The sequence below is a fragment of the Sciscionella sediminilitoris genome (assembly GCF_000737195.2).
In the GTDB taxonomy this organism is placed as follows: domain Bacteria; phylum Actinomycetota; class Actinomycetes; order Mycobacteriales; family Pseudonocardiaceae; genus Sciscionella; species Sciscionella sediminilitoris.
Genome location: NZ_JALM01000035.1, coordinates 19,875 through 43,776 on the forward strand (window position 1 = coordinate 19,875; position 23,902 = coordinate 43,776).

The following is a 23,902-nucleotide window of genomic DNA, read 5'->3' on the forward strand; positions in this document are numbered from 1 at the left end:
GGCGGGAAAGCCTAGCCGGTGTCGCGGGCGTTCAGGGCGCGGTGGACGAACGTGGTGAGCAGGTCGATCGCCTCGGCGCGGGATACCGTGCCGCCGAATCCCGCACTGCGCTGCCAGCTGTCGGTGAACTTCGTGCACAGGTCGTAGATCGCGCTGATCACCGCGACCGGTTCGCCGGGGAGTGTGCCGCCTGCCTTGGTGACCGCGTCCAGGTGGCTGAACAGATCGCTCTGCTGCTCGGTGACGAGTTTCCGCAGCCGGTCCCCGAACTCCTCGTTGACCAGCGCGGCCTGTTCGAGCGCGGCGAGCACGTCCGCGTTGTTCTCGCTGAACTGCCACCACATCGCGATATGCCAGCGGATGGGCTCCGGATCGGTGAAGTCCGAGCTGTGCCCGGATTCCGGATCGAGGACCTGGTCGTCGCCTGCCTCGAACAGATCGGTGAGCAGCGCCGAGAGCACGTCTTCCTTGCCGCGGAAGTGGTTGTAGAAGGAACCGGCCGCGCGGCCGGCCGCCGCGGTGATGTCGGTGATCTTGGTGTTGAGGTAGCCGCGCTCGGCGAACACCCGCCGCGCGGCCTGTTTCAGTGCGGCCTCGGTCTGTTCGGCCCGAATCTTCCGGCTTTCCATTTGACGCTGAGCCTAGCAGTCCGGCATACTGAATCTCAATTCACTGAATAATGATTCACTAGGAGTGTCGATGTCCCAGGTGCTCATCGCCGGTGCGGGCCCGACCGGGCTCACCGCGGCGATTTCCCTTGCCAGGGCCGGATGTTCGGTGCGGATCGTGGACGCGGCCGAGCGCCCGTTCAACGGTTCGCGCGGGGACGGGCTGCAGCCGCGGACTCTGGAGGTCTTTGACGATCTGGGGGTGGCGCCGCGGGTGCTGGCCGAGGGCGGGCCGCCGCTGCCCACCCGCGTCTACGTCGGCGGCGTGCTGACCGGGGAGCAGGAGCTGTTTCCGATGCGTGAGCCCACCGCCGCGCTGCCCTATCCGACCGGGTGGTTCTGCCCGCAGTTCCACACCGAGCTGATCCTGCGCGAGCGGCTCGCCGAGTTCGGGGTGCGAGTCGAGTTCGGTACCGCGCTGACGGAGTTCTCCCAGTCACCGCACGGTGTCTCGGCCGTTCTCGTCCACAATGGACAGCGCGAGGAATTCGAGGCCGACTACCTCATCGGCGCGGACGGCGGGCGCAGTGCGGTCCGCAAACAGCTCGGCATCGGGTTCGCGGGCACGACCCGGGAGGATTTCCGGATGCTGCTCGGCGATGTGCGCGCCGAAGGGCTGGACCGTTCGGCGGCGTACTGGTTCGCCCCGTCCGAGGACCCGATGAGCGGGGTCGCGCTCACCCCGTTGCCGGGCACCGAGCTGTTCCAGTTCGGCGCCCCGCTCGATCGCCAGGTCGACGAACCGGGCCTCGAGCAGCTGCGCGACGCGCTCGCCGCAGCTGGCGGCACGGCCGAACTGTCCGGGCTGACCTGGAGCACCGTATGGCGGCCGAACATCCGGATGGCGGAGCGGTTCCGGGACGGGCGGGTGTTCCTGGCCGGGGACGCCGCGCACGTGCACCCGCCGACCGGCGGCCAGGGCCTGAACACCGGGGTGCAGGACGGGTACAACCTGGGCTGGAAACTGGCCGCCGTGCTCTCCGGTGCGGATCCGGTCCTGCTGGACAGCTACGAGGCCGAGCGGTTGCCGATCGCGCGCCAGGTCCTCGAACTGTCCACCGGGATCATGGCGAAGTACGAGAACGGCGAGGACGACGCCCTCGAACGCGGCGAGGATGTGCAGCAGCTCGGGCTCGGCTACCGGGACAGCGCCCTGTCGGTGCAGCACGGTGTTCCGCTCGGCGAACTGCGCGCGGGGGACCGGGCACCGGATGGCCTGCTGGTGACCAAACACGGGGAGCGGTTGTTCGACGCGTTGCGCGGGCCGCATCCGCTCGGGCTCGGCTTCGGGGTGGATGTGGACGCGCTCGGTCAACACGCCTACCGGGTGGACGGCGAACTCCCGCACTACGCGGCGGGCAGTGGCACCGTGCTGGTGCTCCGCCCGGACGGTTACCTCGGTTATGTGGGTACCTCGGTGGCCGAGGCGGCGGAGTACCGGCGTTCGATCGCGCCGAATTCCTGATCCTTGCGGACGTTCCCTGTCCGCAAGGTGGCCTAGCTTGGCCTTATGACCGAGAAAACAGAACCCAGAATGACCGCTCCGGTGCTGCGTCCCGGAGATCCGGGCTACGACGAGGAGCGCACCGGTTTCCAGCTGCTCGACCCGCACCACCCGGAACTCATCGTCACGGCGCACGGGGAACAGGACGTTCGCGAAGCCGTCGGCTATGCCCGCGCGCACGGGCATAGCGTCGCCGTGCAGGCCACCGGGCACGGCCTGACCTCGGCCGCGCAGGACGCGGTGCTGATCAGCACCCGGGCGATGACCGAAGTCAGCATCGATCCGGTGGCCCGGACCGCGCGCATCGGGGCGGGTGCCACCTGGCGGCAGGTCATCGAGGCGAGCGCCCCGCACGGGCTCGCCCCGCTGTCCGGCAGTTTCCCCGGAGTCGGCGCGGTGTCCTACACGGCGAACGGCGGAATCGGCCTGCTGGCCCGTCGCTACGGGTTCGCCGCCGATCACGTGCGCGCGGTCGAACTGGTCACCGCGGACGGCGCACTGTCGCGCCGCACCGAGGGCGATGAGCTGTTCTGGGCGGTGCGCGGCGGCGGGGGCAACTTCGGCGTGATCACCGCGATGGAGATCGGTCTGATGCCGGTGCGGCGGCTCTATGGCGGGGTACTGTACCTCGATCTGGAACGCAGCCCGGATGTGATCGAGGAGTGGCTTCGCTGGACCGAGACGGTGCCCAGGACCGTCACCTCCGCGCTGGCGATGCTGCCCTTCCCGGACTTGGACGGAGTGCCGGAACCGTTGCGCGGCAAGCGGATCGCCCAGCTACAGCTGGCGCTGCTCGAAGAGCCCGAGGATGCCGAGCGGATCCTGGCGCCATTGCGTGCCCTGCCGGGGCAGGTGCTCGACACGCTGCGCGAGCTGCCCTACACCGAATCCGGCGCGGTGTTCGCCGAGCCCGGTCAGCCGCACGCGTACCGTTCGGCGAACCGCTTGCTGAGCGCGGTCGACCCGGCCGCGGCGCGCTCGCTGGCCGAACTCAGCTCCGCGGAACAGCCGGTGATGTGCGTGACCCAGCTGCGCCATCTCGGCGGGGCACTCGCCGAGCCGGTGGACAACGCGGTTCCGCACCGGGAGGCGAAGTACCTGCTCGGCGTGTTGTCCCCGGTCGAGCCGGGACAGGTCGAGCTCGTGCGCGCGCTGCACCGGGACGCGCTCGCCCCGTTCGAGTCCGCCGCGCTCGGGCCCGCGCTCGGGTTCACCTTCGACGAGCTCGACCAGGACACGGTGCGGGCGGGATACGGGGCGCGGTACCCGAGGCTCGCGGAGCTCAAGGCGGCCCATGATCCGGAGAACCTGTTCCGGCACAACCACAACATCCGGGCGCGCTGAGCGGTCAGCGCAGCAGGGCCCTGGTCGCCTCGTCCAGCCTGAGCCAGGCCGGATGCCAGGCGTCCCGGGCGGCGCGCCTGCCCGCCTCCTCGCGCTCGGCGATCCGGCCGACCGCGAAGGCCGCGGCCGGGTCCGCGTTCGGCAGGAAGGCGCGGATCTCCTCCTCGGCGACGCAGGCATCCTGGTGTTCGCCGAGGATGTCCTGCAGTTCGGCGGCCGCCCGGACCGCCCGCTTCGCGGGTTTGCCCGCCGTCGCGCGGATCATCTCGGTGCCGTAGCGCAGCTTCTTCACCTTGATGCGCAGCGCGTGCAGATCCTCGTCCGCCGGTTCGGGGCCGAGCGCCTCGACCGCGCGGCGCAGTTTGCGGTGCGGCCTGGCGAGCACATCCTTGGGAGTGACCGGCTTGGCGGGTTTGGCCTTCTTCTTTTCCTGGCGCGCGGGAACCCCGGCGTTCACCGTGTCCACCAGCCTCGCGAGCAGGGCGGGGTAGCTCGGCGCGTCGAGCGCGGCCAGCATCCGCCGTCGCGCCGAACCACGGCGCCGGGTCAGCCTGGTCACCAGGGCGCGCGCGGGCCGTTGATCAGGTTCGGGGAGCTCGGCGATGTGCGCCCGGAACCGTTCGATCAGCACGTCGAGGTCACGGACCGGCCCGAGCGCGCGGCCCAGCGAGCCCAGTTCGGCGCGCAGCTCATCGGTCCACTCCGGATCGAGGCTCGCCTTGTTCTCCCCGAGCACCGAACGCATCCGGCGCACCGCGACCCGCATCTGGTGCAGGTCCTCGGGATCCGAACCGTCCCTGGTACCCGGGTCGTGGTCGAGCAGATCGCGCAGCCTGCGATCCAGGGTGGCGTGGACCTGGCCGGGCACCCCGGCCTGCCTGGTCTGCTCGACCGGTTCGCCCAGCCGTTCGCGCACCGTCCGGAGGTCCATGGCCGCCAGTCTAGTTGGCGTGCAGGGCCTCGTTCAGCTCCACGACGGCACCTTCCCGGTGCACGACCTCGACCGCGCCGTTCGCGGAATTGCGGCGCAGCAACAGGTTGCTACCCGAGAGGTCACGGGCCTTGACGATGGTGCCGTCCGGGAGGGTGACCTTGGTCCCCGCGGTGACGTACAGCCCGGCCTCCACCACGCAGTCGTCGCCGAGCGAGATGCCCACCCCGCCGTTGGCGCCGATGAGGCAGCGCTCCCCGATGGAGATGACCTCTTTGCCGCCGCCGGAGAGGGTGCCCATGATCGAGGCGCCACCGCCGATATCCGAGCCGTCACCGACCACGACACCGGCCGAGATGCGTCCCTCGACCATCGAGGCGCCCAGCGTGCCCGCGTTGTAGTTGACGAAGCCCTCGTGCATCACCGTGGTGCCCGGGGACAGGTGCGCGCCGAGCCGGACCCGGTCCGCATCGCAGATGCGCACCCCGGTCGGGGTGACGTAGTCGACCATGCGCGGGAACTTGTCCACCCCGTAGACGGTGACCGTGCCCCTGGCTCGCAGCCGCAGCCGGGTCGCCTCGAAACCGTCCACCGGGCACGGACCGTGGTTCGTCCAGACCACATTGGACAGTTTGCCGAACACGCCGTCCATGTTGATCGTGCGCGGGGCGACCAGCCGGTGCGAGAGCAGGTGCAGGCGCAGGTACACGTCGTGCGCGTCCACCGGCGCGGCGGCCAGATCCGCGATCACCGTGCGCACCGCGACCACGGACACTCCGCGCGAGGTGTCCTCGCCGAGCAGCCCTGCTCCCGCCGCGCCGAGTTCGCTCTCGGTCTCGGCAGGGGAGAGCCGGGTGGTCCCGGCCGTCGCGTCCGCTCCGGCGCCGATCGCAGGGGCGGGGTACCAGGTGTCCAGCACGGAACCGTCGTCGGCGATGGTGGCCAGGCCGACGCCGTGCGCGCTCGAAGTTTCGGCAGTCACGGTAGGAAACGGTAGCCGGTCAGGATGGAGCGCGTCCGGGGGCCCTCATCCGTCGCGAGCGGGAGACAGATCGGATGCGTCGTAAGGCGGAGGAAGGAGCCATAGCGGGGTTCCATGGCGACTGACGACAACGCCGCGAGGCGCTGATCTGGCCCCCGCAGCAGGATACCGGGCCGCCAGGCGTGCTCCTACTTGCCCGGCGCCGGGTAGAGCTGGTCGTAGACCTTCTGCATGCCCGAGCGGGTGGTCTGCAGCGCCTGGGCGCAGACATCCGTTTTGCTCGGGATGACCCGCTTGTCCGCCGGGCCGCACTGGTTCGCGTTGTACTCCCGCATCCCCTTGCCGAGTTCGTCCGAGGCGGCGCGCACCGAGCCGGGTTTGCCGGGCAGCGCGTCCTTGACCGCGTTGGCGGTCCCGACCAGTTCGACGAAGAACTTGTTGCACGCGGGGTAGACCTTGCGCGGATCGGATGTGAAGCACTCGTCGGCCATCATCGCCTCGAGTTTGCCGCGCAGCGCGACCGGATCGGTGTTGTGCTGCTGGTGCGGTGCGGGGCCGCCGCTGCCCGCGCCGCCGCAACCGGCGAGCAGCAGGGCGAGGCCCGCGAGGAAGACGGTCGCTCGACGCATCGGGTGGGACTCCTTTCGGATGCGTCCACGGTACGCACCGGGGCCCGGGCACCGGCGCGCGGTATGCCAGTACGGTTGCCCGATATGGCCTTCCTCGACCCGCACAGCGATCCCGTCGACCTGACCGCCGCACTGGTGGACATCCGCAGCGTCTCCGGTGAGGAGGAGGAGATCGCCGATGCGGTGCACGCCGCCCTGCAACTGCCCGGCTTCGAGGTGCGCCGCAGCGGGAACGCGGTACTGGCCAGGACCTCGTTCGGGCTCGGCAGCCGCACGGTGTTCGCCGGGCACCTGGACACCGTTCCGGTCAACGAGAACCTCCCGGTTCGCCGCACCGGTTCGGGAGAGGACCTGGTGCTGCACGGCTGCGGGACCGTGGACATGAAGGGCGGGGACGCGGTGCTGCTGCACCTGGCCGCCCTCGCCGCCGAACGAACCCCGCTGCGGGACCTGACCTTCGTGTTCTACGACTGCGAGGAGGTCGACGCCGCGCGCAATGGCCTCGGCCGCATCGAACGCGATCTTCCCGAGTGGCTGCAGGGTGATCTCGCGGTGGTCGGCGAACCCTCCAACGGTGTGATCGAGGCAGGTTGCCAGGGCACCATGCGCTTCGAGATCACGCTCACCGGGGAACGGGCGCACACCGCGCGCGGCTGGATGGGGCGCAACGCGATCCACGGCGCCGCGGATGTGCTCGCCACGCTGCGTGACTACCAGGCGCGCACCGTGGAGATCGACGGCTGCGAGTACCGGGAAGGGCTGCAGGCGGTGCGCATCGGCGGCGGGGTCGCGGGCAACGTGGTTCCGGACGAGTGCGTGCTCGCGGTGAACTTCCGGTTCGCGCCCGATCGCGGGGTGGACGACGCGCAGAACCACCTGCGCGAGGTGTTCGCCGGGCACGAACTGTCCTTTGTGGACGTCTCACCGGGCGCGCTGCCCGGGCTCACCGCTCCCGCCGCCGCCGAGCTGGTCGAGGCCGCGGGCGGGGCGCGCGCCAAGCTCGGCTGGACCGATGTCGCCCGGTTCGCCGCGCTCGGCATGCCCGCGGTGAACTTCGGGCCGGGCGATCCCACGCTCGCGCACACCAAGCAGGAGCACGCGTATGCGAGCCAGATCACCGAATGCGCCCGGGTGCTGCGCGAGTACTGCTTCGGCTGAGGCCTGAGTTCACCGGGAATTCGTGCGCGCATTCCCGTGTCGGCGTGTGCGCGCAAGGTAGCGGCGACCGGGGAGAATAGACTCGGCAGGCGTGGCTGAAGTTGTACACGGATACGGATCCGAAGACGAGCGACCGCGCGAACGCCAGCGCGGCCCGGTGACGCTGCGCCGTTCGCGCTACGCCGAGCCGACGACCACCGATCAGCGGCTGCTCGACTCGCGCGGGCCGACCGACTGGGTGCACACCGACCCGTGGCGGGTGCTGCGCATCCAGGCGGAGTTCGTGGAGGGCTTCGGCGCGCTCGCCGAGGTGCCCGCCGCGGTCACCGTGTTCGGTTCGGCGCGCACCAAGCGCGAGCATCCCGAGTACGAGACCGGAAGGGAACTGGGCGCCGCGCTCGCCGAGGCCGGGTTCGCCGCGATCACCGGCGGCGGGCCGGGGGCGATGGAGGCGGTGAACCGGGGCTGCTCGGAAGCGGGCGGTTTCTCCATCGGCCTCGGTATCGAACTGCCCTTCGAACAGGGACTCAATCCCTGGGTCGATCTCGGGGTCAATTTCCGCTATTTCTTCACGCGCAAGACGATGTTCGTGAAATACGCGCAGGCATTCATCTGCCTACCCGGTGGTTTCGGAACCCTCGACGAATTGTTCGAGGCGCTCACGCTCGTGCAGACCAAAAAGGTGACCAAATTCCCGGTCGTGCTGTTCGGCAGCGAATACTGGCGCGGTCTCTACGAGTGGATAACCACGACCATGCTCGACGCGGGAAAAATCGGTGACGCGGATGCGCGGCTGCTGTATCTTACCGATTCGATCGACGACGCCGTGCGCGTCGTGCAGGAGTCATACCAAGCATGGGAGGACGCGCACTGATGCGGATCTGTGTGTTCTGCGGTTCCTCGACCGGGAACGGCGAGCGGTACCTCGAGGTGGCGACGGAACTCGGGAAGACCTTGGCCGCCAAGGGGATCGGCCTCGTCTACGGCGGTGCCTCCATCGGCACCATGGGCGCGGTCGCCGACGGGGCGCTGGCCGGCGGAGGTGAGGTGATCGGGGTGATCCCGGACCACCTGGTGTCCGTGGAGATCTCGCACTCCGGACTCAGTGAACTGCAGCAGGTGCCGGACATGCACGTGCGCAAGGCGCGCATGGCCGAGCTCTCCGACGGATTCATGGTCCTGCCCGGTGGAATCGGTACTCTCGAGGAATTCTTCGAGGTGTGGACCTGGGGGCAATTGCGGCTGCACGAGAAGCCGATCGGCCTGGTGGACGTGGACGGTTTCTACACGCATTTGCTGCGGTTCGCCGATCACATGGTCGAGCAGGGCTTTCTGCGGCAGAAGCACCGCGAGATGCTGCTCGTGGATCCCGATCCGGCGGTGCTGGTGGACAAATTCACCGATTATGCCCCGCCGGAGGGGAAATTCGCCTGACCGGCCTCAGGCCGCGTCGGGCAGCTTGTGGTACGAGTCCACGTATTCTTGGCCGGAGAGCTCGTGGATCGCGTACATGATCTCGTCGGTCACCGCGCGCCGGATCGCCGGTGACTGCTCGAGACCGTCGTAGCGGGCGAAGTCGAGCGGTTCGCCGAACCGCACACCGATCCTGGCCAGCCGCGGCAGCTTCTTACCGATCGGCTGCACCTTCTCGGTTCCGCTGAGCGCGACCGGCACGACCACCGCACCCGTGGCGAGTGCCAGCGAGGCGACCCCGGTGTGCCCGCGATGCAGCTTCCCGTCCAGCGAGCGGGTGCCCTCCGGATAGATCCCGAACACCCCGCCGCTGTCCAGCACCGTGCGTGCCGCGCTCAGCGCCGAGAGTGCGGCGTGCGCGTTGCCCCGGTCGACCGGCACATAGCCGAGCGCGCCGAGGAAGGCGGCGAGCATCTTGGCGCGCAACCCGCTGCCCTCGAAGTACTCCGCCTTGCCGAGGAAGGCGACCGGCCTGCGCACGGCGAGGGAGAGCACGGCGGTGTCGATGGCCGAGCGGTGATTGGCGGCGAGGATCACCGGCCCCTTCGGCGGGATCGTCCCGCTGATGTCCGGCCGGTACACGGCATGGGCGAGCGGGCGAAGCGTATGACGGATGAGCCACTGCAGCACCCGACCAGTGTGGCACTATCGGCAACCGTGCCCTACACCGAGTGGTTCGCGACCCACACGTGGCAGCGGCCGGTGTGGACGCCGGAAGAACTGTTGCGCCACAAGGGAAATCGCACCGTGAGCGTGGTGCTTCCCGCGCTGGACGAGCAGGAGACCGTCGCCGGAGTTGTTGCAGCCGTCACACCGTGGTGTGGCTCGCTGGTGGACGAGCTCGTGGTGCTCGACTCCGGGTCCACGGACGAGACCGCGGCCCGTGCCGCCCAGGCAGGTGCCCGCGTGGTGCGCCGTGAAGAGGTGCTCGGCGAGCTGGAACCGCTCCCCGGTAAGGGGGAGGCGCTGTGGCGCTCGCTCGCGGCGACCAGTGGAGACTTCGTCGTGTTCCTCGACGCCGATCTGGTGGATCCGGATCCGGCGTTCGTGCCCGCGCTGCTCGGCCCGCTGTTCACCGATGACCAGGTGCACCTGGTGAAGGGCTTCTACCGGCGTCCGCTGCGCCTGGAGACCCACGAGGAGGACACCGGCGGCGGGCGGGTCACCGAGCTGCTGGCCAGGCCGGTGCTGCACGCGCTGCGCCCGGAACTCGCCGGGATCGTGCAACCGCTCGGCGGGGAGTACGCACTGCGCAGGGACTTCGCCGAGGCGGTTCCGTTCGCGGTCGGTTACGGGGTGGAGATCGGGCTGCTGCTCGACGCGCACTCCCGCTACGGGCTGAGCGGAATCGCCCAGGTCAACCTCGGAGTGCGCAAGCACAGGCACCGGACTCTGCTGCAGCTCGGGGTCACCGCGCGGCAGATCCTCGGCACCGCGCTGGCCAGGGTCGGCCACGGCGTCGACCCGGTCAGCTTTCCGCAGTTCGTGCAGCTCGGCGGGGAGTGGCAGGCCGAGCACACCGAGATCGAACTCGCCGAGCGCCCGCCGATGGCGAGCCTGCGCGCGGACATGCCACGATCGACGCCATGACCGCCGTACCAGCCATGACCGCCGTGCCATCCGGGAAGGGACCGCTGCGATGACCACCGCGCTGATCTATCTGCTCGTGCTGCTGCTCGTGGCGGCCGTCGTCTATCTGATCGCGGTGTTCGTGTTCGGCAGGGGAGAGGAGCTCGCCCCGCTGCCGCCCGGTTCCTCGCCGACCAGGCTGCCGGTGGACCGGATCTCCGGGACCGATGCCCGCGCGGTGCGCTTTCAGCAGGCGCTGCGCGGCTACCGGATGTCCGAAGTGGACTGGGTGATCAGCAGGCTCGCCGACGAGATCGACCAGCTGCGCGCGGAGCTGGAGAACACCGGGCAGCAGAGCAGGGAGGACGCCCACCATGGCTGACCTGGTGACCGGCCAGGACGGGGTGCGGCGGTGCAGCTGGGCGGGCGAGGGCGGCTACATGGCCGAGTACCACGACACCGAATGGGGCCGCCCGCTGCACGGCGAGCACGCCCTGTACGAGCGGTTGTGCCTGGAGGCCTTTCAGTCCGGGCTTTCCTGGGCCGTGATCCTGCGCAAGCGGGAGGCCTTCCGCGCCGCGTTCGCCGGATTCGATCCCCACCGGGTGGCCGCGTTCACCGATGCCGATCGGGAGCGCCTGCTCGCCGATGCGGGGATCGTCCGCAACCGGGCCAAGATCGACGCGGCGATCGGGAACGCGCGGGCGGTGCTCGAACTGGACGGGGAACTCGACGCCCTGCTGTGGTCCTTCACGCCGGGCAGGCGCCGCCGCCCGCGCCGGGTCGCCGATGTCCCCGCGGTCACCGAGGAGTCCAAGGCCATGGCCCGGGAACTCAAGCGCCGCGGCTTCGCCTTCGTGGGGCCGACGACCAGTTACGCACTGATGCAGGCGACCGGGATGGTCGACGACCACCTGCACGGCTGTCACCGCGCGGCGGCCTGACCGTCCGGATCACTCGATATCGCTCAGTGCCCGGTGAACTTCGGGTTCCGCTTGGTCACGAACGCTTCCACGGCCTCGCGGTGGTCGCTGGTCTCGCCGAGCTCGTTCTGGATCTGGTGCTCGACCTCGAGGCTGGCCTGCAGGTCCGCCCCCGCCGCGGTGAGCATGGACTCCTTGATCCGCCCGTAGCCGGTGGTGGGACCCGCGGCGAGCCGGGCGGCCAGTTCGGTCGCCGTGCGCGCGAGCGAGCCGTCCGCGACGACCTCGGTGACCATGCCGATCTCCAGCGCACGGGCCGCGTCCACCGGCTTGCCGAGCAGCATCATCTCCATCGCGCGCCCGTAGCCGATCAGCCGCGGCAGGGTGAACGAGGCACCGGAGTCCGCGGAGAGGCCGATGTTGCCGAAGGAGAGCACGAACTTCGCCGAGGCCGCCGCGATGCGCAGATCGCTGGCGTAGGCGAGCGAGGCGCCCGCACCGGCCGCGGTCCCGTTCACCGCCGCGATCACCGGCTTGGGCATCGTGGTGATCGCGGTGACGATCGGGTTGTAGTGCTCCTCGACGGTGCGGAACGGTGCCTCGTCCCCGGAGCCGAGCAGCTCGACGTGCTCCTTGAGATCCTGGCCCGCGCAGAACGCCTTGCCACTGCCGGTGAGCACCACCGCACGGACCGAGTCATCGGTGGCCGCGGCGCGCAGCGCGTCCCGCAATTCCTCCTTGAGCGCGCTGGTCAGGGAGTTGAGCGAATCGGGGCGGTTGAGCGTGAGCGTGCGGACGTTCTCGGTGTCGTCGATGAGCAGATCCGGCACTGCTGACCTCCGTAGCGTCGAGTCGGTTTTCACCGGCCATTGGTGATGGGGAAGAATAGTCGCACCATCGATCGTCACCCTCGGCGATCCGGTGTCGATCATAAGACGGAGGGAGCACGTTATGGCGGCCATGAAGCCCCGGACCGGTGACGGTCCCCTCGAAGTGGCGAAAGAGGGGCGGGGCGTCGTGATGCGCGTACCGCTGGAGGGCGGTGGGCGCCTCGTCGTCGAAATGACCGCAGACGAGGCATCGTCGCTCTGGGCAGCACTCGACCCCGTCGTCGACAAGTAGCTCGCCGGGACGGTGTCCGGTGCTCGCCGTTGTTCCGGCGGGTGCCGCACGAGGAGCCGAGATAGTACAGCGGGAAACGAGACACCCCGGTTCGCCCTTCTAGGACCGGGGTGCCTCGTTGCCCGCACCGAGGAGGTTTCGTTGATCGAGGTCGAGCTCGCCGAGTCCAGACTCCCCGTGGTCGCGGCCGTTGCCGTGCTCGGGTCCGGGGATCCGCTCGCGGACCTCTCCGGTGCGGGTGCGGGACTCGCGCCGGACTGGGTGACGGCGCTGCGCCCGACCGGCAAGACCGGTGAGGTGCTGGCCATCGCTGACCCGGACTACGCCTGGACACTGGGCGTCGGCGCGGGTGAGCCCGGTGACTGGCGCGCGGCCGGTGCCGCCCTGGTACGCACGGTCAACACCCGCCTCGCCGAGGACGACGAGGCCGGACGGCGGGTCCCCCGAGGACTGCAGGTGCGGCTGCCCGAGACCGCGGGACCCGAGGCGGCGGCCGCCTTCGTGCTCGGTGTCCTGCTCGGCGGGCACCGGTACACGCTGCGCACCGAGACCCCGCCGCCGAGCCTGGAACGGCTGCGCCTGGTCACCGCGACCGCCGAGGCCTCCGCCGAACTCGCCACGGCGGTCGGCGAGGCCACCCGGCACGCCGAGGCGACCGCGCTCGCCAGGGACTTCGCCAGCGTCCCCGCGAACATCAAGAATCCGCCGTGGCTCGCCGAGCGCGCCGAACAGGAGCTCGCGGGCAACCCGGGCCTGCGCGTCACCGTGCGCGATGAGCAGTGGCTCGAGGCCAAGGGGTTCGGCGGGACGCTCGCCGTCGGCGGCGGATCGGCGACCCCGCCACGGCTCGTGGAGATGGCCTGGCGTCCCCGCGGGGTCACCGGGAAACACCTGGTGCTCGTCGGTAAGGGGATCACCTTCGACACCGGGGGAATCTCCCTCAAACCCGCCGAGGGCATGCACTGGATGCGCACCGATATGGCCGGCGGTGGTGCGGTGATCGCCGCGATGCGGGCGATCGCGGCGCTGCGTATCCCGCTGCGGGTGACCGGCCTGGTGCCGCTCGCGGAGAACCATGTCTCCGGAAGCTCCTACCGGCCGGGCGACATCGTGCGCCACTACGACGGGACCACCACCGCGGTGGCGAACACCGACGCCGAGGGGCGGATGGTGCTCGCCGATGCGCTCGGCTACGCCGTCCGGCACCACCGCGCCGATCTGATCGTGGACGTGGCGACCCTGACCGGCGCGATGAAGGCCACCCTCGGGGTGCGCACCGGCGGACTGTTCGCCAGCGAGGACGAGCTCGCCGAACGGTTGCTCGCCGCGGGCGAGTACGTCGGGGAGCGGTTCTGGCGGCTCCCGTTCGTCGAGGAGGAGGAGATCGACCTGCGTGCCGGGCTCGCCGACCTCAACCAGGCGCCGGGCGGGCCGGGCGGGATCGCGGCGGCGATGTTCCTGCGCGAGTTCACCGGCGGGGTGCCCTGGGCGCACCTGGACATCGCCGGGGCCGCACGCGCCGAGAAGGGCTACGACGAGGTGAACATCGGCGCGACCGGGTTCGCCGCGCGCACCCTGGTGAAGTTCGCGGCGGAGCTGGCCGGTTAGACCGGTTCGAGGATGATGACCGGGATCTCCCGGTCGGTGCGGCGCTGATAGAGCTCGAAGGAGCGGTTGTGCCGCACCGCGTCCGGCCACAGCCGCCGTCGTTCCCCGGGGTTCGCCGTGCGGGCGCGCACCGGGATCGTCCGGCCCTTCACCCGCACCGTGGTCTCCGGGTTGGCGCGCAGATTGTGGTACCAGGCGGGATGCTGCGGGTAGCCGCCCTTGCTCGCGAGCACCACCAGATCGTCTCCATCCCGGAAATAGGCGAGTGGGGACTGGCGGCGCACCCCGCTTTTCGCGCCGGTGTGCTCGAGCAGCAGAGTCGGGACGGGGGATCGGTGCCCGATCAGCCCTCCGGTGAGCCGGTAGGCGAAGGCGTGCAGGTTCGCGAGGTGTCTGGCGAGCGGCCAGGCCTTGTCCACGATGGCCAGCGGATCCATGTGGTTCACGGTACCCGGCGGGTCAGGGCCCAGTCGCGGAATCGGCGCGCGGCAGGGGAAAGCGGGCGCCGGGTGGAGGAAACCAGGCCGACCTCGCGCCAGCACCGCGGGGCGAGCAGGCGCTCCACGGTCCCCGGCAGTGGTCCGTCCTCACGCGCCGGCAGTACCGCGATGCCCAGTCCGGCGGCGACAAGTCCGCGCACGGTGTCCACCTCCTCGCCCTCGAAGGCGGGACGCAGGGTGAATCCGGCGGCCGCGCACAACCGGTCGGTGATGCCGCGCAAGCCGTAGCCGGCCTTGGTGGACACGAAGGTCTCGCCACGGCACCACGCCATCCGCACCCGCTCGTGCCCGACGAACCGGTGCTGTTCACCGACCACGAGCACCAGCTCGTCGCTGAACAGCGGCGCGGTCTCGAACTCCGGATCGGCGCCCGGCAGCGGGGAGGTCAGGGCCAGGTCCACGGTCCCGGTCCGCACCTCCTCGAGCATCACCTCGTGCGGATCCTGGGTGAGCGTGAAGCGGACCCCGGGATGCGCGGCGCGGAAATCCCGCAGCAGCTCGGGCACCTTGCGCTGACCCATGGTGTGCAGGAAGGCGAACACCACGTGCCCTTGCTCCGGATCGGCCGCCTCGATCGCGCGCGCGGCACCGGTGCCCATCGCGGTGATCGCCGTGGACGCGGCCTCGGCGAGCGCGTGCCCCGCGCGGGTCAGTTCGATGCGCCTGCCGCTGCGCGCCACCAGGTCCACCCCGCAGGTCTGCGCGATGGCGGCGAGCCAGCGGCTGGCGGTCGGCTGCGGGATGCCGATGTCCGCGGCGGCGGCGGTGAGGTTGCCGTACCTGCGCACCGCGTCCAGCAGGGCCAATCGCCGTGTGAGCTCGGCCGCGATCCGTTCCGGGGAGGAGTCCACCAGCTCAGTTTATGCAAATCTGCATGAATTCGCCGCAATCTCAGTATTAGACGGATGAATGCGCGTGCGCCTAGCGTGGTCGCACGTGACGAGCACGATGGACGAGGCAGTACACGCGGGACACCGCAGGGGAAGCAGGCAGTTCCGCAGGATCACGATCGCGATGTTCGCCAGCGGACTCGCGACCTTCACCGTGCTCTACTGCGTGCAGGCGCTGTTCCCCGCGATCGCCGCCGATTTCCACCTCTCACCGGCCACGGTCAGCCTCGTGCTCTCGGTGTCCACCCTGACCCTTGCCATCGGCGTCATCCCGCTGACCACGCTCTCCGAATCCCTCGGCCGCACCAGGGTGATGATCGCCTCGCTCACCGCGACCGCCGTACTCGGCGTGCTCGTGCCGTTCGCGCCGAACCTGACCCTGCTGCTGGTGATGCGTGCCCTGCAGGGCTTCGCGCTGGCCGGACTGCAGGCCACGGCGATGTCCTACCTGTCGGAGGAACTGCACCGGGAATCGCTCGGCGCGGGCATGGGGCTCTACATCGCGGGCAACGGCATCGGCGGCATGCTCGGCCGGGTGCTCGCCGGAGTGGTCGTCGACTTCGGCAGCTGGCGGCTCGCCATCGGGGCGGTCGGACTGCTCGCGGTGGCCTGCACCATCGTGTTCGCTCTGCTGATCCTGCCCTCGCAGCGATTCGAGCCGAAACCGCTGCGGGTGCGACCGCTGATCGGCTCGATCGGCACCGCGTTGCGCGATCACGGACTGCTGCGGCTCTACCTGGTCGGCTTCCTGGCCATGGGGGCCTTCGTCACCGTGTACAACTATCTGGGCTTCCGGCTGCTGCGCGCACCGTTCCACCTGCCGCACGCCGTGGTCAGCCTGCTGTTCGTGGTCTACATCGCCGGTTCGGCCGCCTCCACCATCGCCGGTCGGCTGGTGGACCGGTTCGGCCGCCCGCGCATGCTCTGGTCCATGGCGGTCTGCACGATCGCCGGGGTCGTGCTGCTCGCCTTCGGCAACCTCGCCCTGATCATCATCGGGCTCGTCCTGTTCACCGGGGGTTTCTTCGCCACGCACGCCGTGGCCAGCGGCTGGGTGGGCGCCCGTGCCGCGGTGCTCGCCGTGCCCGGTGCGGCCATCTACCTGTTCTGTTACTACCTCGGATCCTCCATCGGCGGCACCCTCGGCGGGGTCTGGTTCGCCGACTCCGGCTGGGGCGGGGTCACCGGCTACATCGGTGTGCTGTTCGGGCTCGTGGTGCTGCTCGGGCTCACCCTGATCGGGCTCAAGCCACTGCGCCGGTCCTGACCGTTCACCCGGTCTTCGCGGATTCGCTCGCCGGGGTCCGCTGCGATGCTCACCCGGTCGCCGTCTTCGCGGCCAGCAGCAGACCGTCGGCCAGCGGCACGAACGCGGGCGCCAGCCGCTCGTCCGCGCGCACCAGGGCGGCCAGTTCACGCAGCGCGGCCGTCTCGGCGTCCCGCCGGGAACGGTCGCCGACCCGGCCGTTGGCGAACACCCCGTCGAAGGCGATCACCCCGCCCTCACGCAGCAGCCGGACAGCCTGCTCGTAGTAGCGCGGGTACTCGATCCGCGCGGCGTCCACGAACACCAGGTCGTACCCGGCGTCGGTGAGCCGCGGCAGCACGTCCAGCCCGCGCCCCATGATCAGCCGCGCCCGCCCCGCGGGGTACCCGGCCTCGGTGAACGCCCGGCGCGCGGTGCGCTGATGTTCCGGTTCCACGTCGATGGTGGTGAGCACGCCACCCTCGGCCATACCCGCGAGCAGGTACAGCCCGGAGACCCCGGATCCGGTACCGACCTCGACCACCGCGCGTGCTCGCGCCGTGGCCGTCAGGAACCGCAGCGCTGCTCCGGTCGCGGGCGAGACCGGGTCCGCACCAGCGTCGACCCCACGCTCGCGCGCACTCGCGAGCGTGTCGTCTTCCGCAAAGTAGTCGTGCACATACGTCTCGATACCGGAGTCGTGCGCCTTCACCGGGTCAGCCGTCACGCAGGGCAGATTAATGCGTCACCCCATCGGGCGTGCACGACACCCGGGGCCGAGTTCTCAGGGTGCTCTCAGCGCTCTCTGATGCGAACCCTAAGGCGGTGGTCGATGCTGGACTCAAGAACCCCCTTGGGCAATAAGGCGGGAGCGGGAACAATGAAGGTGGGTGCCCCGTTGAACAACCGAGCACAGCACACGGAGGTGCGCGAACACTCGATGACAGTTTCTCCATCGGCGCAGGCCGAGACGCAGCCCGTCGAGGTCAAGGCCGTCTCCATCGACGGCGAAGAGGTCACCTGGACGCCACCGTCCTGGGAAGAGATCGTGCGCCAGCACAGTGACCGGGTGTACCGGCTCGCCTACCGCCTGTCCGGGAACCAGCACGACGCGGAGGACCTCACCCAGGAGACGTTCATCCGGGTGTTCCGCTCGCTGTCCTCGTACAAGCCAGGGACCTTCGAGGGCTGGCTGCACCGGATCACCACGAACCTGTTCCTCGACATGGCCCGGCGCCGCTCGCGGCTGCGCATGGAAGGGCTGCCCGAGGACACCGACCGGCTCGCCGGTGACGAACCGACCCCGGAGCAGGCGTTCTCCGCCGCGCACCTGGACCCGGACCTGCAGGCCGCGCTCGACGAGCTGCCGCCCGAGTTCCGCGCGGCCGTCGTGCTCTGCGATGTCGAGGGCCTGTCCTACGAGGAGATCGGGGCAACCCTCGGAGTGAAACTTGGTACCGTGCGCTCTCGGATCCATCGGGGGCGTCAGGCACTGCGGGCATCGGTCGAGGGACGGAGGCTCGCGGGCGCCTCGGCATGAGGCGGCGTGAGAGGAGAGGGCACGTGGAGGTGACGCAATGACGATCGCTCGGGGATTCGGCTTCGGCGAGACCCACCTGATGCCGGACGCGATCGTGGCATTCGTCGACGAGGAACTCTCCACGACGGCCACCGAACGAGCTCGGGCACATCTGGCGAAGTGCCCGTACTGCGCGCAGGAAGCGGACGCCCAGCGCGCCGCGCGGGACCGGATGCGCTCCCTGGACACCCCGGGAGTGCCCGCGAACCTGCTCGCCGCACTGCGCGCGATACCCGAGGACACCGAGGTCACCAGCGTGCCGGACGGGCTCGCGGTCACCGAGGACGGCCAGCTCGTCGCCGTGCAGCGGCCGGACCGCGCCTTCGGCGCCGGTGCGCCGCTCGGTTCGGCGCCACCACTGGGCACCACGGCAGGGATCGGAGCGGCACGCGCCCCGCTCGGCGGGCGACGCGGCCGCAAAAGAGCGGCTCAGGGCGCCGGAGCGCTGGTCTCCGGGCTGATGCTCGGTGCGCTCGCCTTCGGGATCCCCGGGGGGAGCGCGCAGACGCCCGCACCGGCCAAGGAGCCCGCCGCGCAGCTGAACAACAACGCACCACGGGCCGCGTTCGGCGCCCGGCACACCAAGCCGAAGCCGACCCCCACCGAGCGCGCGCCGCGGTCGCACGCGCATCCGGTGCAGCGGTAATCCCCGCCCGAACCCCCTGCACGAACACTTCACCCCGGATGAGGCATCCTCGTCAGGACACCATCGCGACAGTAGAAACGTGACCACGGGGATCCATGAGCGAGCCTGCGAGCGAATCATCGGTACAGCGCCTGAGCGAAGCGCCGAGCTCCGCTAAGGAGTCAGGGCGATGAGCGAGCAAGCCAACGGACAGGGCGCCCCGCGCGTCGGGCCGCGCCCACTGCACCGTCCGCAGGTCGATCCCGAATCCGCGGCGGTGTTCGGCCGCCCCGACGGAGTGTCGAGTGCTTTCGCGCCCAGGGACGCGCTGCCTGCCCGGCCGCAACCGGTCGGACGGCCACCGGAATCGCTCACCGAGGCCTTCGGCGGGCGCGATGGGGAAACGGGACTGCAGCGGCCACCGTCCGGTGGTGAACCGGAAAAGGGGCAACCGGACCCGTTCTGGGATCCGGACGCCGAGACCGATCCCTGGCGGGACCCGGGCACCGGGGCGGTCCTGGGCGCGCCCGCGGTCACCGAGCGGGAATCCGATGCCGCGAACGAACCCAAGGACGCCAAGCTGTCCCTGACCGGGCTGCTGTTCGGCCGCTCAGTAGCCCGCGGCGCCCTGGTCGTACTCGCGGTGGCCGCACTGCTGATCGGCGCCGTCGGCGGGGTCACCGGCTGGCTGATCGGGCGCTCCGGGACCGCGCTCACCGACGGCAGCGCGACACTGGCCCAGGTCGACTCGAACGTGGAGCGGCCGAAGGGTTCGGTCGCCGAGGTGGTCAAGCGCGCCACCCCCGCGGTGGTCTCGCTCGAGGTGGTCGTGGGCAACGGCGGGCAGTTCGGCTCCGGAGTGGTGATCTCCCCGGACGGCTACATCCTCACCAACAACCACGTGGTCGCCCAGGCGGCATCGAACAAATCGGCCACCATCACCGCGGTGTTCAACGACGGCACCCGGACCAAGGCCCAGATCGTCGGCCGGGACGCGAAGACCGACCTCGCGGTGGTGAAGGTGAACGTCACCAACCCGACCGCGATCCAGCTCGGCCGCTCCTCGGATGTGCAGGTCGGGGACCCGGTCATCGCGATCGGCTCGCCGCTGGAGTACAAGTCCTCGGTGACCACCGGCATCGTGTCCGGGCTGGACCGCCCGGTCGTGGCCGCGGGGGAGAACGGGGACCCGCCGGTCACCTACGACGCGATCCAGACCGATGCGGCGATCAACCACGGCAACTCCGGCGGGCCGCTGCTCAACTCCTCCGGTGCGCTGATCGGGATCAACTCCGCCATCAAGTCCTCCGGACCGCAGGGCGGCAGCATCGGTATCGGCTTCGCCATCCCGGTGGACCAGGCCCGCCAGATCGCCCAGGGGCTCATCCGGAACGGCTCGGTCAAGCACGCTGACATCGGCGCGAACTTCCGCTCGGTCTCGGCAACCTCCTCGCAGGGCGCGCAGCTGGCCAACGTCGCCCCGGGCGGGGCCGCCGCGAAGGCCGGGCTCAAGGAGGGCGACGTGGTCACCAGGTTCGCGGGCAACCGGGTGGACAACGCCGAGCAGCTCCAGGTGGATGTGCTCACCTCACCGATCGGCAAGCCGATCCCCATGCAGATCGTGCGCGGCGGGGCGAGCCAGACGATCACCGTCACACTGCAGTCGGACTAGGGTGTGGGTGCCGGTAGCGGTACCCTGAGCATGGCGGCGCGGGCGGCAAGAGGGTAGGACATGTTCGAGAATCTCGGTTGGAGCGAAGTCCTCATCATCATCGTCGCCGGTCTGTTCATTCTCGGCCCGGAACGGCTGCCCGGCGCGATCAGGTGGGTCGGTTCCTCGATCCGGCGGGTCCGCGAGTACGCGACCGGTGCGCGCAATCAGCTGCGTGGCGAGCTCGGCCCGGAGTTCGAGGAGTTGCGCGAACCACTGGAGCAGGTGCGTTCGCTACGGGCCATGGGGCCGCGCAAGGCGATCACCAAACATCTGCTGGACGATTACGACCCGGTCGAGGATGCCAGGCAGTACGATGTGCGCTCCGACCTCGACGTGCGGCAGGACTTCGACGTGCGCAGCGAGAGCCGTGCTCCGCTGCCCCAGGCACCGGTCGCGCAGCCACGCGTGCAGCAGCCGCTCGGCCAGGGTGAGCGTCCGCCGTTCGATCCGGACGCGACCTGAGGATCGCGGGACCGCCACCGCGGAGACGGCGGCCCCGGACCGGGATCAGGCGGGGGAGACGTTGAGCATCTGACCGGCGAGCCCCCTGGCCCGCACCGCCAGCTTGCCCGCGATCTCGGTGAGCACCGCGGCCGCGGGGGCCTCCTGGTCGGCGAGCACGATGGGTTCCCCGGAATCGCCGTACTCGCGCACCTTCGGCTCCAGCGGGACCTGACCGAGCAGCGGCACGTTCGCCCCGATCGAGCGGGAGAGCGAATCCGCGACCGACTGCCCGCCGCCGGTGCCGAACACGTCCACCCGGGAACCGTCGGGCAGCTGCATCCAGGACATGTTCTCCACGACCCCGGCCACCCGCTGATGGGTCTGCAGCGCGATCGCCCCGGCTCGCTCGGCGACCTCGGCAGCGGCCTGCTGCGGCGTGGTCACCACCAGGATCTCCGCGTTCGGAATCAGCTGTGCGACCGAGATGGCCACGTCACCGGTTCCCGGCGGCAGATCGAGCAGCAGCACGTCCAGATCGCCCCACCACACGTCGGCGAGGAACTGCTGCAGCGCGCGGTGCAGCATCGGCCCGCGCCAGACCACGGGGGTGTTGCCCGGGGTGAACATGCCGATGGAGATCAGCTTCACCCCGTGCGCCTGCGGGGGCATGATCATCTGCTCGACCTTGGTCGGCTTGGCATCCGAGCCCAGCATGCGCGGCACCGAGTGCCCGTAGATGTCCGCGTCCACCACGCCGACCGAGAGCCCGCGCTTGGCAAGAGCCGCGGCGAGATTCACGGTCACCGAGGACTTGCCGACCCCGCCCTTGCCGGAGGCCACGCAGTACACCCTGGTCAGCGAGCCGGGCTGAGCGAACGGGATCACCGGTTCCTTGGCGTCCCCGCGCAGCGATTTGCGCAGCTCGGCGCGCTGCTCGTCGTTCATCACGTCGAGCTCGACGGTGACCTCACGCACCCCGTCGAGCGCGGAGACGGCCGCGGTCACATCGCGCTCGATCTTCTCGCGCAGCGGGCAGCCGGAGACGGTGAGGAAGATCCCCACCGCGACCTTGCCGTCCTCGGCGATGTCGATCGACTTGACCATGCCGAGTTCGGTGATCGGTTTGTGGATCTCCGGGTCCTCTACCCCCGCGAGCGCCTCGCGCACCCGTTCCTCGGACGGCGCCGCCCCGATATGGCTGGTCGTCACTGCGAATCCCACCTTGTCTTCCTCGGTCTCCCCACCATGCTACGGCGCTGCCTCCCGGGATGGGCGGGCGTACCATCCCTGTCCGTGGGAGAGGGTGGCAACAACCGGGTCGAGCCGGACGAGCTGGCCGCGTGGCGGGCGTTCCTGCGGGCGCACGCCAAGATCAGCAGGGCGCTCGAGGCGGAGCTGATCGCCGGGCAGCGGATCTCGCTGGCCGCCTATGACGTGCTGTTGCAGCTGGTCGAGGCGCCCGGCTACCGGTTGCGGATGACCGAGCTGGCCGAGGCCGTTCTGCTGTCCCGTTCCGGGGTGACCAGGGTGGTCGACCGGCTGGAGCGGGACGGGCTGGTCACCCGCAGCCGGGTGCACGGGGACGGGCGCGGCGTTGTGGCGGTGCTCACCGAGCAGGGATACGAGCGGCTACGCGGAGCGACCAGTACTCACCTGAGCGGAGTCAAGGAGCATTTCGTGGACGTGCTCGCCGGGGCCGAACTGGGTGCCTTCGGGGACAGCTGCCGCAAGCTCGCCGAGGCGCCCTCCGGGGCGGGCTCGGTGGACGCACTCGGCGAGCCATGCGTGATCGTGGACTAGGGCGCGTCTGACAATCCCGTAGCCTGCTGCGCGGGGCCATATCGGCGCCTCGCGGCGAAGGCGCGCAATCACCATAGCTGCCGCTATGGCTCAATCCTCCGCCTTGCTGATCTCGGGCGCGGGTGTCCCGCAGAGACACCGCTGATCTGCCTCCCGCTCGCGACGGCAGTGGATCATCAGACACACCCGAGGTCACCTTCAGTCCATACCGGCCGCGGCGCGCAGCCGGGCGGTGGTCTGCTCGATGTCCACGTGCCTGCCCCGTGCGGTGAACCACCGCGCGAGGTTGGTGACGTCCCGTTCCAGGATCGCCGGCCCGTTCGGGTTCACCACCAGCTCGACCACTTGCGGCAGATCGATGAGCATCGGGCGCCCCTCGTGCACGAGCACGTTGTACGGGGACAGGTCGCCGTGGGTCAGGCCGGCCTCGGCGAGCAGGGTGAGCGCCTCGATCAGCTGGGCCCAGAGCCGGTCGAGTTCGCCCGGATCCGGGCGCAGTTCGGCGAGCCGGGGCGCGGCGCCCGACTCGTCGCCCAGGTATTCGAGCAGCAGCTCGGTGCCGTGGCGCTGCACCGGGTAGGGAACGGGGGCGCCGAGCTGCCAGAGCCGGGACAGTGCGGCGAACTCGGCGATCGTCCACTGCTCGGCGATCAGGTTGCGGCCGAAGGCGGTGCGGTTCTGCACCGCCCGCAGCTCGCGGGACTTGCGCATCCTGCGACCTTCCAGGTACCCGGCGTCCCGGTGGAACTGCCGGTGCTCGGGCGGGCGGTAGCGCTTGGCCGCGAGCAGGCTGGTGCGCTCGTTCCCGGGCAGGGCGCGCCGGATGAGATGTACATCCGCCTCCTTCCCGGTCTTGAGCACACCGAGCTCGGTATCGGTCGCCGCGGCCTCGGTGAGCACCCAGCCGGGAAGCGGTCCCGGGCCGGGCACCGCGTCCGGGTAGCTGGAGTACCGCTCGTCCTCTTCGGCTGGGCCGTCGTCCTTGCTGTTCTCGAGCAGCGCCTTGGCTTCCTCGGTGAGCCGTCCGGAGCGGATCGGCCGCGGCTCGTCGTCGAATCGGCGCCTGCGCGCCCGACGGGGTTCGCGCTCGGTGAAATCCTCGTAGTCTTCGTAATCCGCTGGATCGGTGGAGTAACGCACTTCCTGTGCTCCTGATGGGTTCGAATGCTTACCGCCCCATCGCGGGGGAGCGC

Annotated in this window: 27 protein-coding genes; 16 read left to right on the forward strand and 11 right to left on the reverse strand. The window is 70.2% G+C overall.

Translation table 11 applies throughout. From position 1 onward, the window contains the following. Positions 1–11: 11 nt before the first annotated feature. On the reverse strand, positions 12–629 hold the full coding sequence (locus AD72_RS15845) for a TetR/AcrR family transcriptional regulator (protein ID WP_031467284.1): 618 nt from the start codon (positions 627–629) through the stop codon (positions 12–14). 70 nt (positions 630–699) lie between these two features. On the opposite strand from AD72_RS15845, the gene AD72_RS15850 reads away from it, so the two are divergent. Both AD72_RS15850 and AD72_RS15855 read left to right on the forward strand, forming a co-directional pair. Beyond that, positions 700–2,133, forward strand: a complete 1,434-nt coding sequence (locus AD72_RS15850) for an FAD-dependent monooxygenase (RefSeq protein WP_037346049.1) — start codon at positions 700–702, stop codon at positions 2,131–2,133. A gap of 45 nt (positions 2,134–2,178) precedes the next feature. Further along, a complete protein-coding gene (locus tag AD72_RS15855) occupies positions 2,179–3,516 on the forward strand; it encodes an FAD-binding oxidoreductase (protein ID WP_031467286.1) in 1,338 nt (445 codons plus the stop codon). 4 nt (positions 3,517–3,520) lie between these two features. Here the strand turns inward: AD72_RS15855 and AD72_RS15860 are convergent, their stop codons facing one another. From AD72_RS15860 to AD72_RS15870, 3 genes are all read right to left on the reverse strand, one after another. Beyond that, on the reverse strand, positions 3,521–4,447 hold the full coding sequence (locus tag AD72_RS15860; RefSeq protein ID WP_037346052.1) for a CHAD domain-containing protein: 927 nt from the start codon (positions 4,445–4,447) through the stop codon (positions 3,521–3,523). A gap of 10 nt (positions 4,448–4,457) precedes the next feature. Continuing rightward, entirely contained in the window at positions 4,458–5,429 is a 972-nt protein-coding gene (gene dapD / locus AD72_RS15865; protein ID WP_031467288.1) for a 2,3,4,5-tetrahydropyridine-2,6-dicarboxylate N-succinyltransferase, read from the reverse strand. Positions 5,430–5,617: 188 nt separating this feature from the next. Continuing rightward, a complete protein-coding gene (locus AD72_RS15870; RefSeq protein ID WP_051898666.1) occupies positions 5,618–6,058 on the reverse strand; it encodes a hypothetical protein in 441 nt (146 codons plus the stop codon). 84 nt (positions 6,059–6,142) lie between these two features. Between AD72_RS15870 and dapE the strand changes: the two genes are divergently transcribed. The 3 genes from dapE (at position 6,143) to AD72_RS15885 (ending at position 8,650) form a co-directional block, all read left to right on the forward strand. Beyond that, positions 6,143–7,216 carry a succinyl-diaminopimelate desuccinylase gene (gene dapE, locus AD72_RS15875; protein WP_031467290.1) on the forward strand — a complete coding sequence of 358 codons (1,074 nt, stop codon included), beginning with the start codon at positions 6,143–6,145 and terminating at the stop codon, positions 7,214–7,216. Positions 7,217–7,307: 91 nt separating this feature from the next. After that, positions 7,308–8,090, forward strand: coding sequence for an LOG family protein (locus tag AD72_RS15880; RefSeq protein WP_031467291.1), 783 nt, complete (start codon positions 7,308–7,310; stop codon positions 8,088–8,090). After that, a complete protein-coding gene (locus AD72_RS15885) occupies positions 8,072–8,650 on the forward strand; it encodes an LOG family protein (protein ID WP_231644858.1) in 579 nt (192 codons plus the stop codon). The genes AD72_RS15880 and AD72_RS15885 overlap by 19 nt, the downstream gene beginning before the upstream one ends. A gap of 6 nt (positions 8,651–8,656) precedes the next feature. Here AD72_RS15885 and AD72_RS15890 read toward each other — a convergent pair whose 3' ends face one another. Next, entirely contained in the window at positions 8,657–9,319 is a 663-nt protein-coding gene (locus tag AD72_RS15890) for a lysophospholipid acyltransferase family protein (RefSeq protein WP_031467293.1), read from the reverse strand. Here AD72_RS15890 and AD72_RS15895 point away from each other — a divergent pair. Genes AD72_RS15895 through AD72_RS15905 form a run of 3 tightly spaced genes read left to right on the forward strand, consistent with a single transcriptional unit; the run spans position 9,296 to position 11,202 of the window. Beyond that, a complete protein-coding gene (locus AD72_RS15895) occupies positions 9,296–10,279 on the forward strand; it encodes a glucosyl-3-phosphoglycerate synthase (protein WP_063890761.1) in 984 nt (327 codons plus the stop codon). The genes AD72_RS15890 and AD72_RS15895 overlap by 24 nt on opposite strands. 49 nt (positions 10,280–10,328) lie before the next feature. Continuing rightward, entirely contained in the window at positions 10,329–10,640 is a 312-nt protein-coding gene (locus AD72_RS15900) for a DivIVA domain-containing protein (RefSeq protein ID WP_031467295.1), read from the forward strand. Continuing rightward, positions 10,633–11,202, forward strand: coding sequence for a DNA-3-methyladenine glycosylase I (locus AD72_RS15905; RefSeq protein WP_031467296.1), 570 nt, complete (start codon positions 10,633–10,635; stop codon positions 11,200–11,202). Before AD72_RS15900 ends, AD72_RS15905 begins: the two co-directional genes overlap by 8 nt. Before the next feature lie 23 nt (positions 11,203–11,225). Here the strand turns inward: AD72_RS15905 and AD72_RS15910 are convergent, their stop codons facing one another. Then, positions 11,226–12,011 (reverse strand): enoyl-CoA hydratase-related protein, encoded by a 786-nt coding sequence (locus AD72_RS15910; protein WP_031467297.1) that lies wholly within the window; start codon positions 12,009–12,011, stop codon positions 11,226–11,228. Between the two features lie 121 nt (positions 12,012–12,132). Between AD72_RS15910 and AD72_RS35650 the strand changes: the two genes are divergently transcribed. Together AD72_RS35650 and AD72_RS15915 are read left to right on the forward strand one after the other, a co-directional pair. After that, positions 12,133–12,303, forward strand: coding sequence for a DUF3117 domain-containing protein (locus tag AD72_RS35650; RefSeq protein ID WP_020498441.1), 171 nt, complete (start codon positions 12,133–12,135; stop codon positions 12,301–12,303). Positions 12,304–12,444: 141 nt separating this feature from the next. Continuing rightward, positions 12,445–13,911, forward strand: a complete 1,467-nt coding sequence (locus AD72_RS15915; protein WP_051898667.1) for a leucyl aminopeptidase family protein — start codon at positions 12,445–12,447, stop codon at positions 13,909–13,911. On the opposite strand, the gene AD72_RS15920 is transcribed toward AD72_RS15915, so the two are convergent. Then, entirely contained in the window at positions 13,908–14,348 is a 441-nt protein-coding gene (locus AD72_RS15920) for a nitroreductase family deazaflavin-dependent oxidoreductase (RefSeq protein ID WP_031467299.1), read from the reverse strand. The genes AD72_RS15915 and AD72_RS15920 overlap by 4 nt on opposite strands. 5 nt (positions 14,349–14,353) lie before the next feature. Then, the gene (locus AD72_RS15925) at positions 14,354–15,262 is read right to left on the reverse strand and encodes a LysR family transcriptional regulator (RefSeq protein ID WP_051898668.1); all 909 of its coding nucleotides are present in this window, start codon (positions 15,260–15,262) and stop codon (positions 14,354–14,356) included. Positions 15,263–15,347: 85 nt separating this feature from the next. Here AD72_RS15925 and AD72_RS15930 point away from each other — a divergent pair, with 85 nt between their 5' ends. Continuing rightward, the gene (locus AD72_RS15930; protein WP_231644859.1) at positions 15,348–16,568 is read left to right on the forward strand and encodes an MFS transporter; all 1,221 of its coding nucleotides are present in this window, start codon (positions 15,348–15,350) and stop codon (positions 16,566–16,568) included. A 49-nt stretch (positions 16,569–16,617) separates the two neighbouring features. On the opposite strand, the gene AD72_RS15935 is transcribed toward AD72_RS15930, so the two are convergent. Further along, positions 16,618–17,274, reverse strand: a complete 657-nt coding sequence (locus tag AD72_RS15935) for an O-methyltransferase (protein ID WP_031467302.1) — start codon at positions 17,272–17,274, stop codon at positions 16,618–16,620. Positions 17,275–17,427: 153 nt separating this feature from the next. Here AD72_RS15935 and sigE point away from each other — a divergent pair, with 153 nt between their 5' ends. From sigE to tatB, 4 genes are all read left to right on the forward strand, one after another. Continuing rightward, entirely contained in the window at positions 17,428–18,087 is a 660-nt protein-coding gene (sigE, locus tag AD72_RS15940; RefSeq protein WP_082468974.1) for an RNA polymerase sigma factor SigE, read from the forward strand. 37 nt (positions 18,088–18,124) lie between these two features. Further along, positions 18,125–18,772 (forward strand): anti-sigma factor family protein, encoded by a 648-nt coding sequence (locus tag AD72_RS15945; protein ID WP_037346055.1) that lies wholly within the window; start codon positions 18,125–18,127, stop codon positions 18,770–18,772. Positions 18,773–18,941: 169 nt separating this feature from the next. Next, entirely contained in the window at positions 18,942–20,423 is a 1,482-nt protein-coding gene (locus AD72_RS15950) for a S1C family serine protease (RefSeq protein WP_031467305.1), read from the forward strand. 60 nt (positions 20,424–20,483) lie between these two features. Further along, positions 20,484–20,927 (forward strand): Sec-independent protein translocase protein TatB, encoded by a 444-nt coding sequence (gene tatB / locus AD72_RS15955; protein WP_031467306.1) that lies wholly within the window; start codon positions 20,484–20,486, stop codon positions 20,925–20,927. A gap of 45 nt (positions 20,928–20,972) precedes the next feature. Here tatB and AD72_RS15960 read toward each other — a convergent pair whose 3' ends face one another. Further along, entirely contained in the window at positions 20,973–22,118 is a 1,146-nt protein-coding gene (locus AD72_RS15960) for an Mrp/NBP35 family ATP-binding protein (RefSeq protein WP_031467307.1), read from the reverse strand. 84 nt (positions 22,119–22,202) lie between these two features. On the opposite strand from AD72_RS15960, the gene AD72_RS15965 reads away from it, so the two are divergent. Then, positions 22,203–22,709, forward strand: coding sequence for a MarR family winged helix-turn-helix transcriptional regulator (locus tag AD72_RS15965; RefSeq protein WP_037346060.1), 507 nt, complete (start codon positions 22,203–22,205; stop codon positions 22,707–22,709). A gap of 198 nt (positions 22,710–22,907) precedes the next feature. Here the strand turns inward: AD72_RS15965 and AD72_RS15970 are convergent, their stop codons facing one another. Continuing rightward, complete coding sequence (locus AD72_RS15970) at positions 22,908–23,849, reverse strand: serine protein kinase RIO (RefSeq protein WP_031467309.1); 942 nt, start codon at positions 23,847–23,849, stop codon at positions 22,908–22,910. Positions 23,850–23,902: the final 53 nt, after the last annotated feature.

Bases quoted from the DNA above. Each gene is read 5' to 3' on its own strand.
- AD72_RS15845 (WP_031467284.1), bottom strand. From the start codon at position 629: ATGGAAAGCCGGAAGATTCGGGCCGAACAGACCGAGGCCGCACTGAAA.
- AD72_RS15850 (WP_037346049.1), top strand. From the start codon at position 700: ATGTCCCAGGTGCTCATCGCCGGTGCGGGCCCGACCGGGCTCACCGCG.
- AD72_RS15855 (WP_031467286.1), top strand. From the start codon at position 2,179: ATGACCGAGAAAACAGAACCCAGAATGACCGCTCCGGTGCTGCGTCCC.
- AD72_RS15860 (WP_037346052.1), bottom strand. From the start codon at position 4,447: ATGGACCTCCGGACGGTGCGCGAACGGCTGGGCGAACCGGTCGAGCAG.
- AD72_RS15870 (WP_051898666.1), bottom strand. From the start codon at position 6,058: ATGCGTCGAGCGACCGTCTTCCTCGCGGGCCTCGCCCTGCTGCTCGCC.
- dapE (WP_031467290.1), top strand. From the start codon at position 6,143: ATGGCCTTCCTCGACCCGCACAGCGATCCCGTCGACCTGACCGCCGCA.
- AD72_RS15885 (WP_231644858.1), top strand. From the start codon at position 8,072: ATGGGAGGACGCGCACTGATGCGGATCTGTGTGTTCTGCGGTTCCTCG.
- AD72_RS15895 (WP_063890761.1), top strand. From the start codon at position 9,296: ATGACGGATGAGCCACTGCAGCACCCGACCAGTGTGGCACTATCGGCA.
- AD72_RS15900 (WP_031467295.1), top strand. From the start codon at position 10,329: ATGACCACCGCGCTGATCTATCTGCTCGTGCTGCTGCTCGTGGCGGCC.
- AD72_RS15905 (WP_031467296.1), top strand. From the start codon at position 10,633: ATGGCTGACCTGGTGACCGGCCAGGACGGGGTGCGGCGGTGCAGCTGG.
- AD72_RS35650 (WP_020498441.1), top strand. From the start codon at position 12,133: ATGGCGGCCATGAAGCCCCGGACCGGTGACGGTCCCCTCGAAGTGGCG.
- AD72_RS15920 (WP_031467299.1), bottom strand. From the start codon at position 14,348: ATGGATCCGCTGGCCATCGTGGACAAGGCCTGGCCGCTCGCCAGACAC.
- sigE (WP_082468974.1), top strand. From the start codon at position 17,428: ATGAAGGTGGGTGCCCCGTTGAACAACCGAGCACAGCACACGGAGGTG.
- AD72_RS15945 (WP_037346055.1), top strand. From the start codon at position 18,125: ATGACGATCGCTCGGGGATTCGGCTTCGGCGAGACCCACCTGATGCCG.
- AD72_RS15950 (WP_031467305.1), top strand. From the start codon at position 18,942: ATGAGCGAGCAAGCCAACGGACAGGGCGCCCCGCGCGTCGGGCCGCGC.
- tatB (WP_031467306.1), top strand. From the start codon at position 20,484: ATGTTCGAGAATCTCGGTTGGAGCGAAGTCCTCATCATCATCGTCGCC.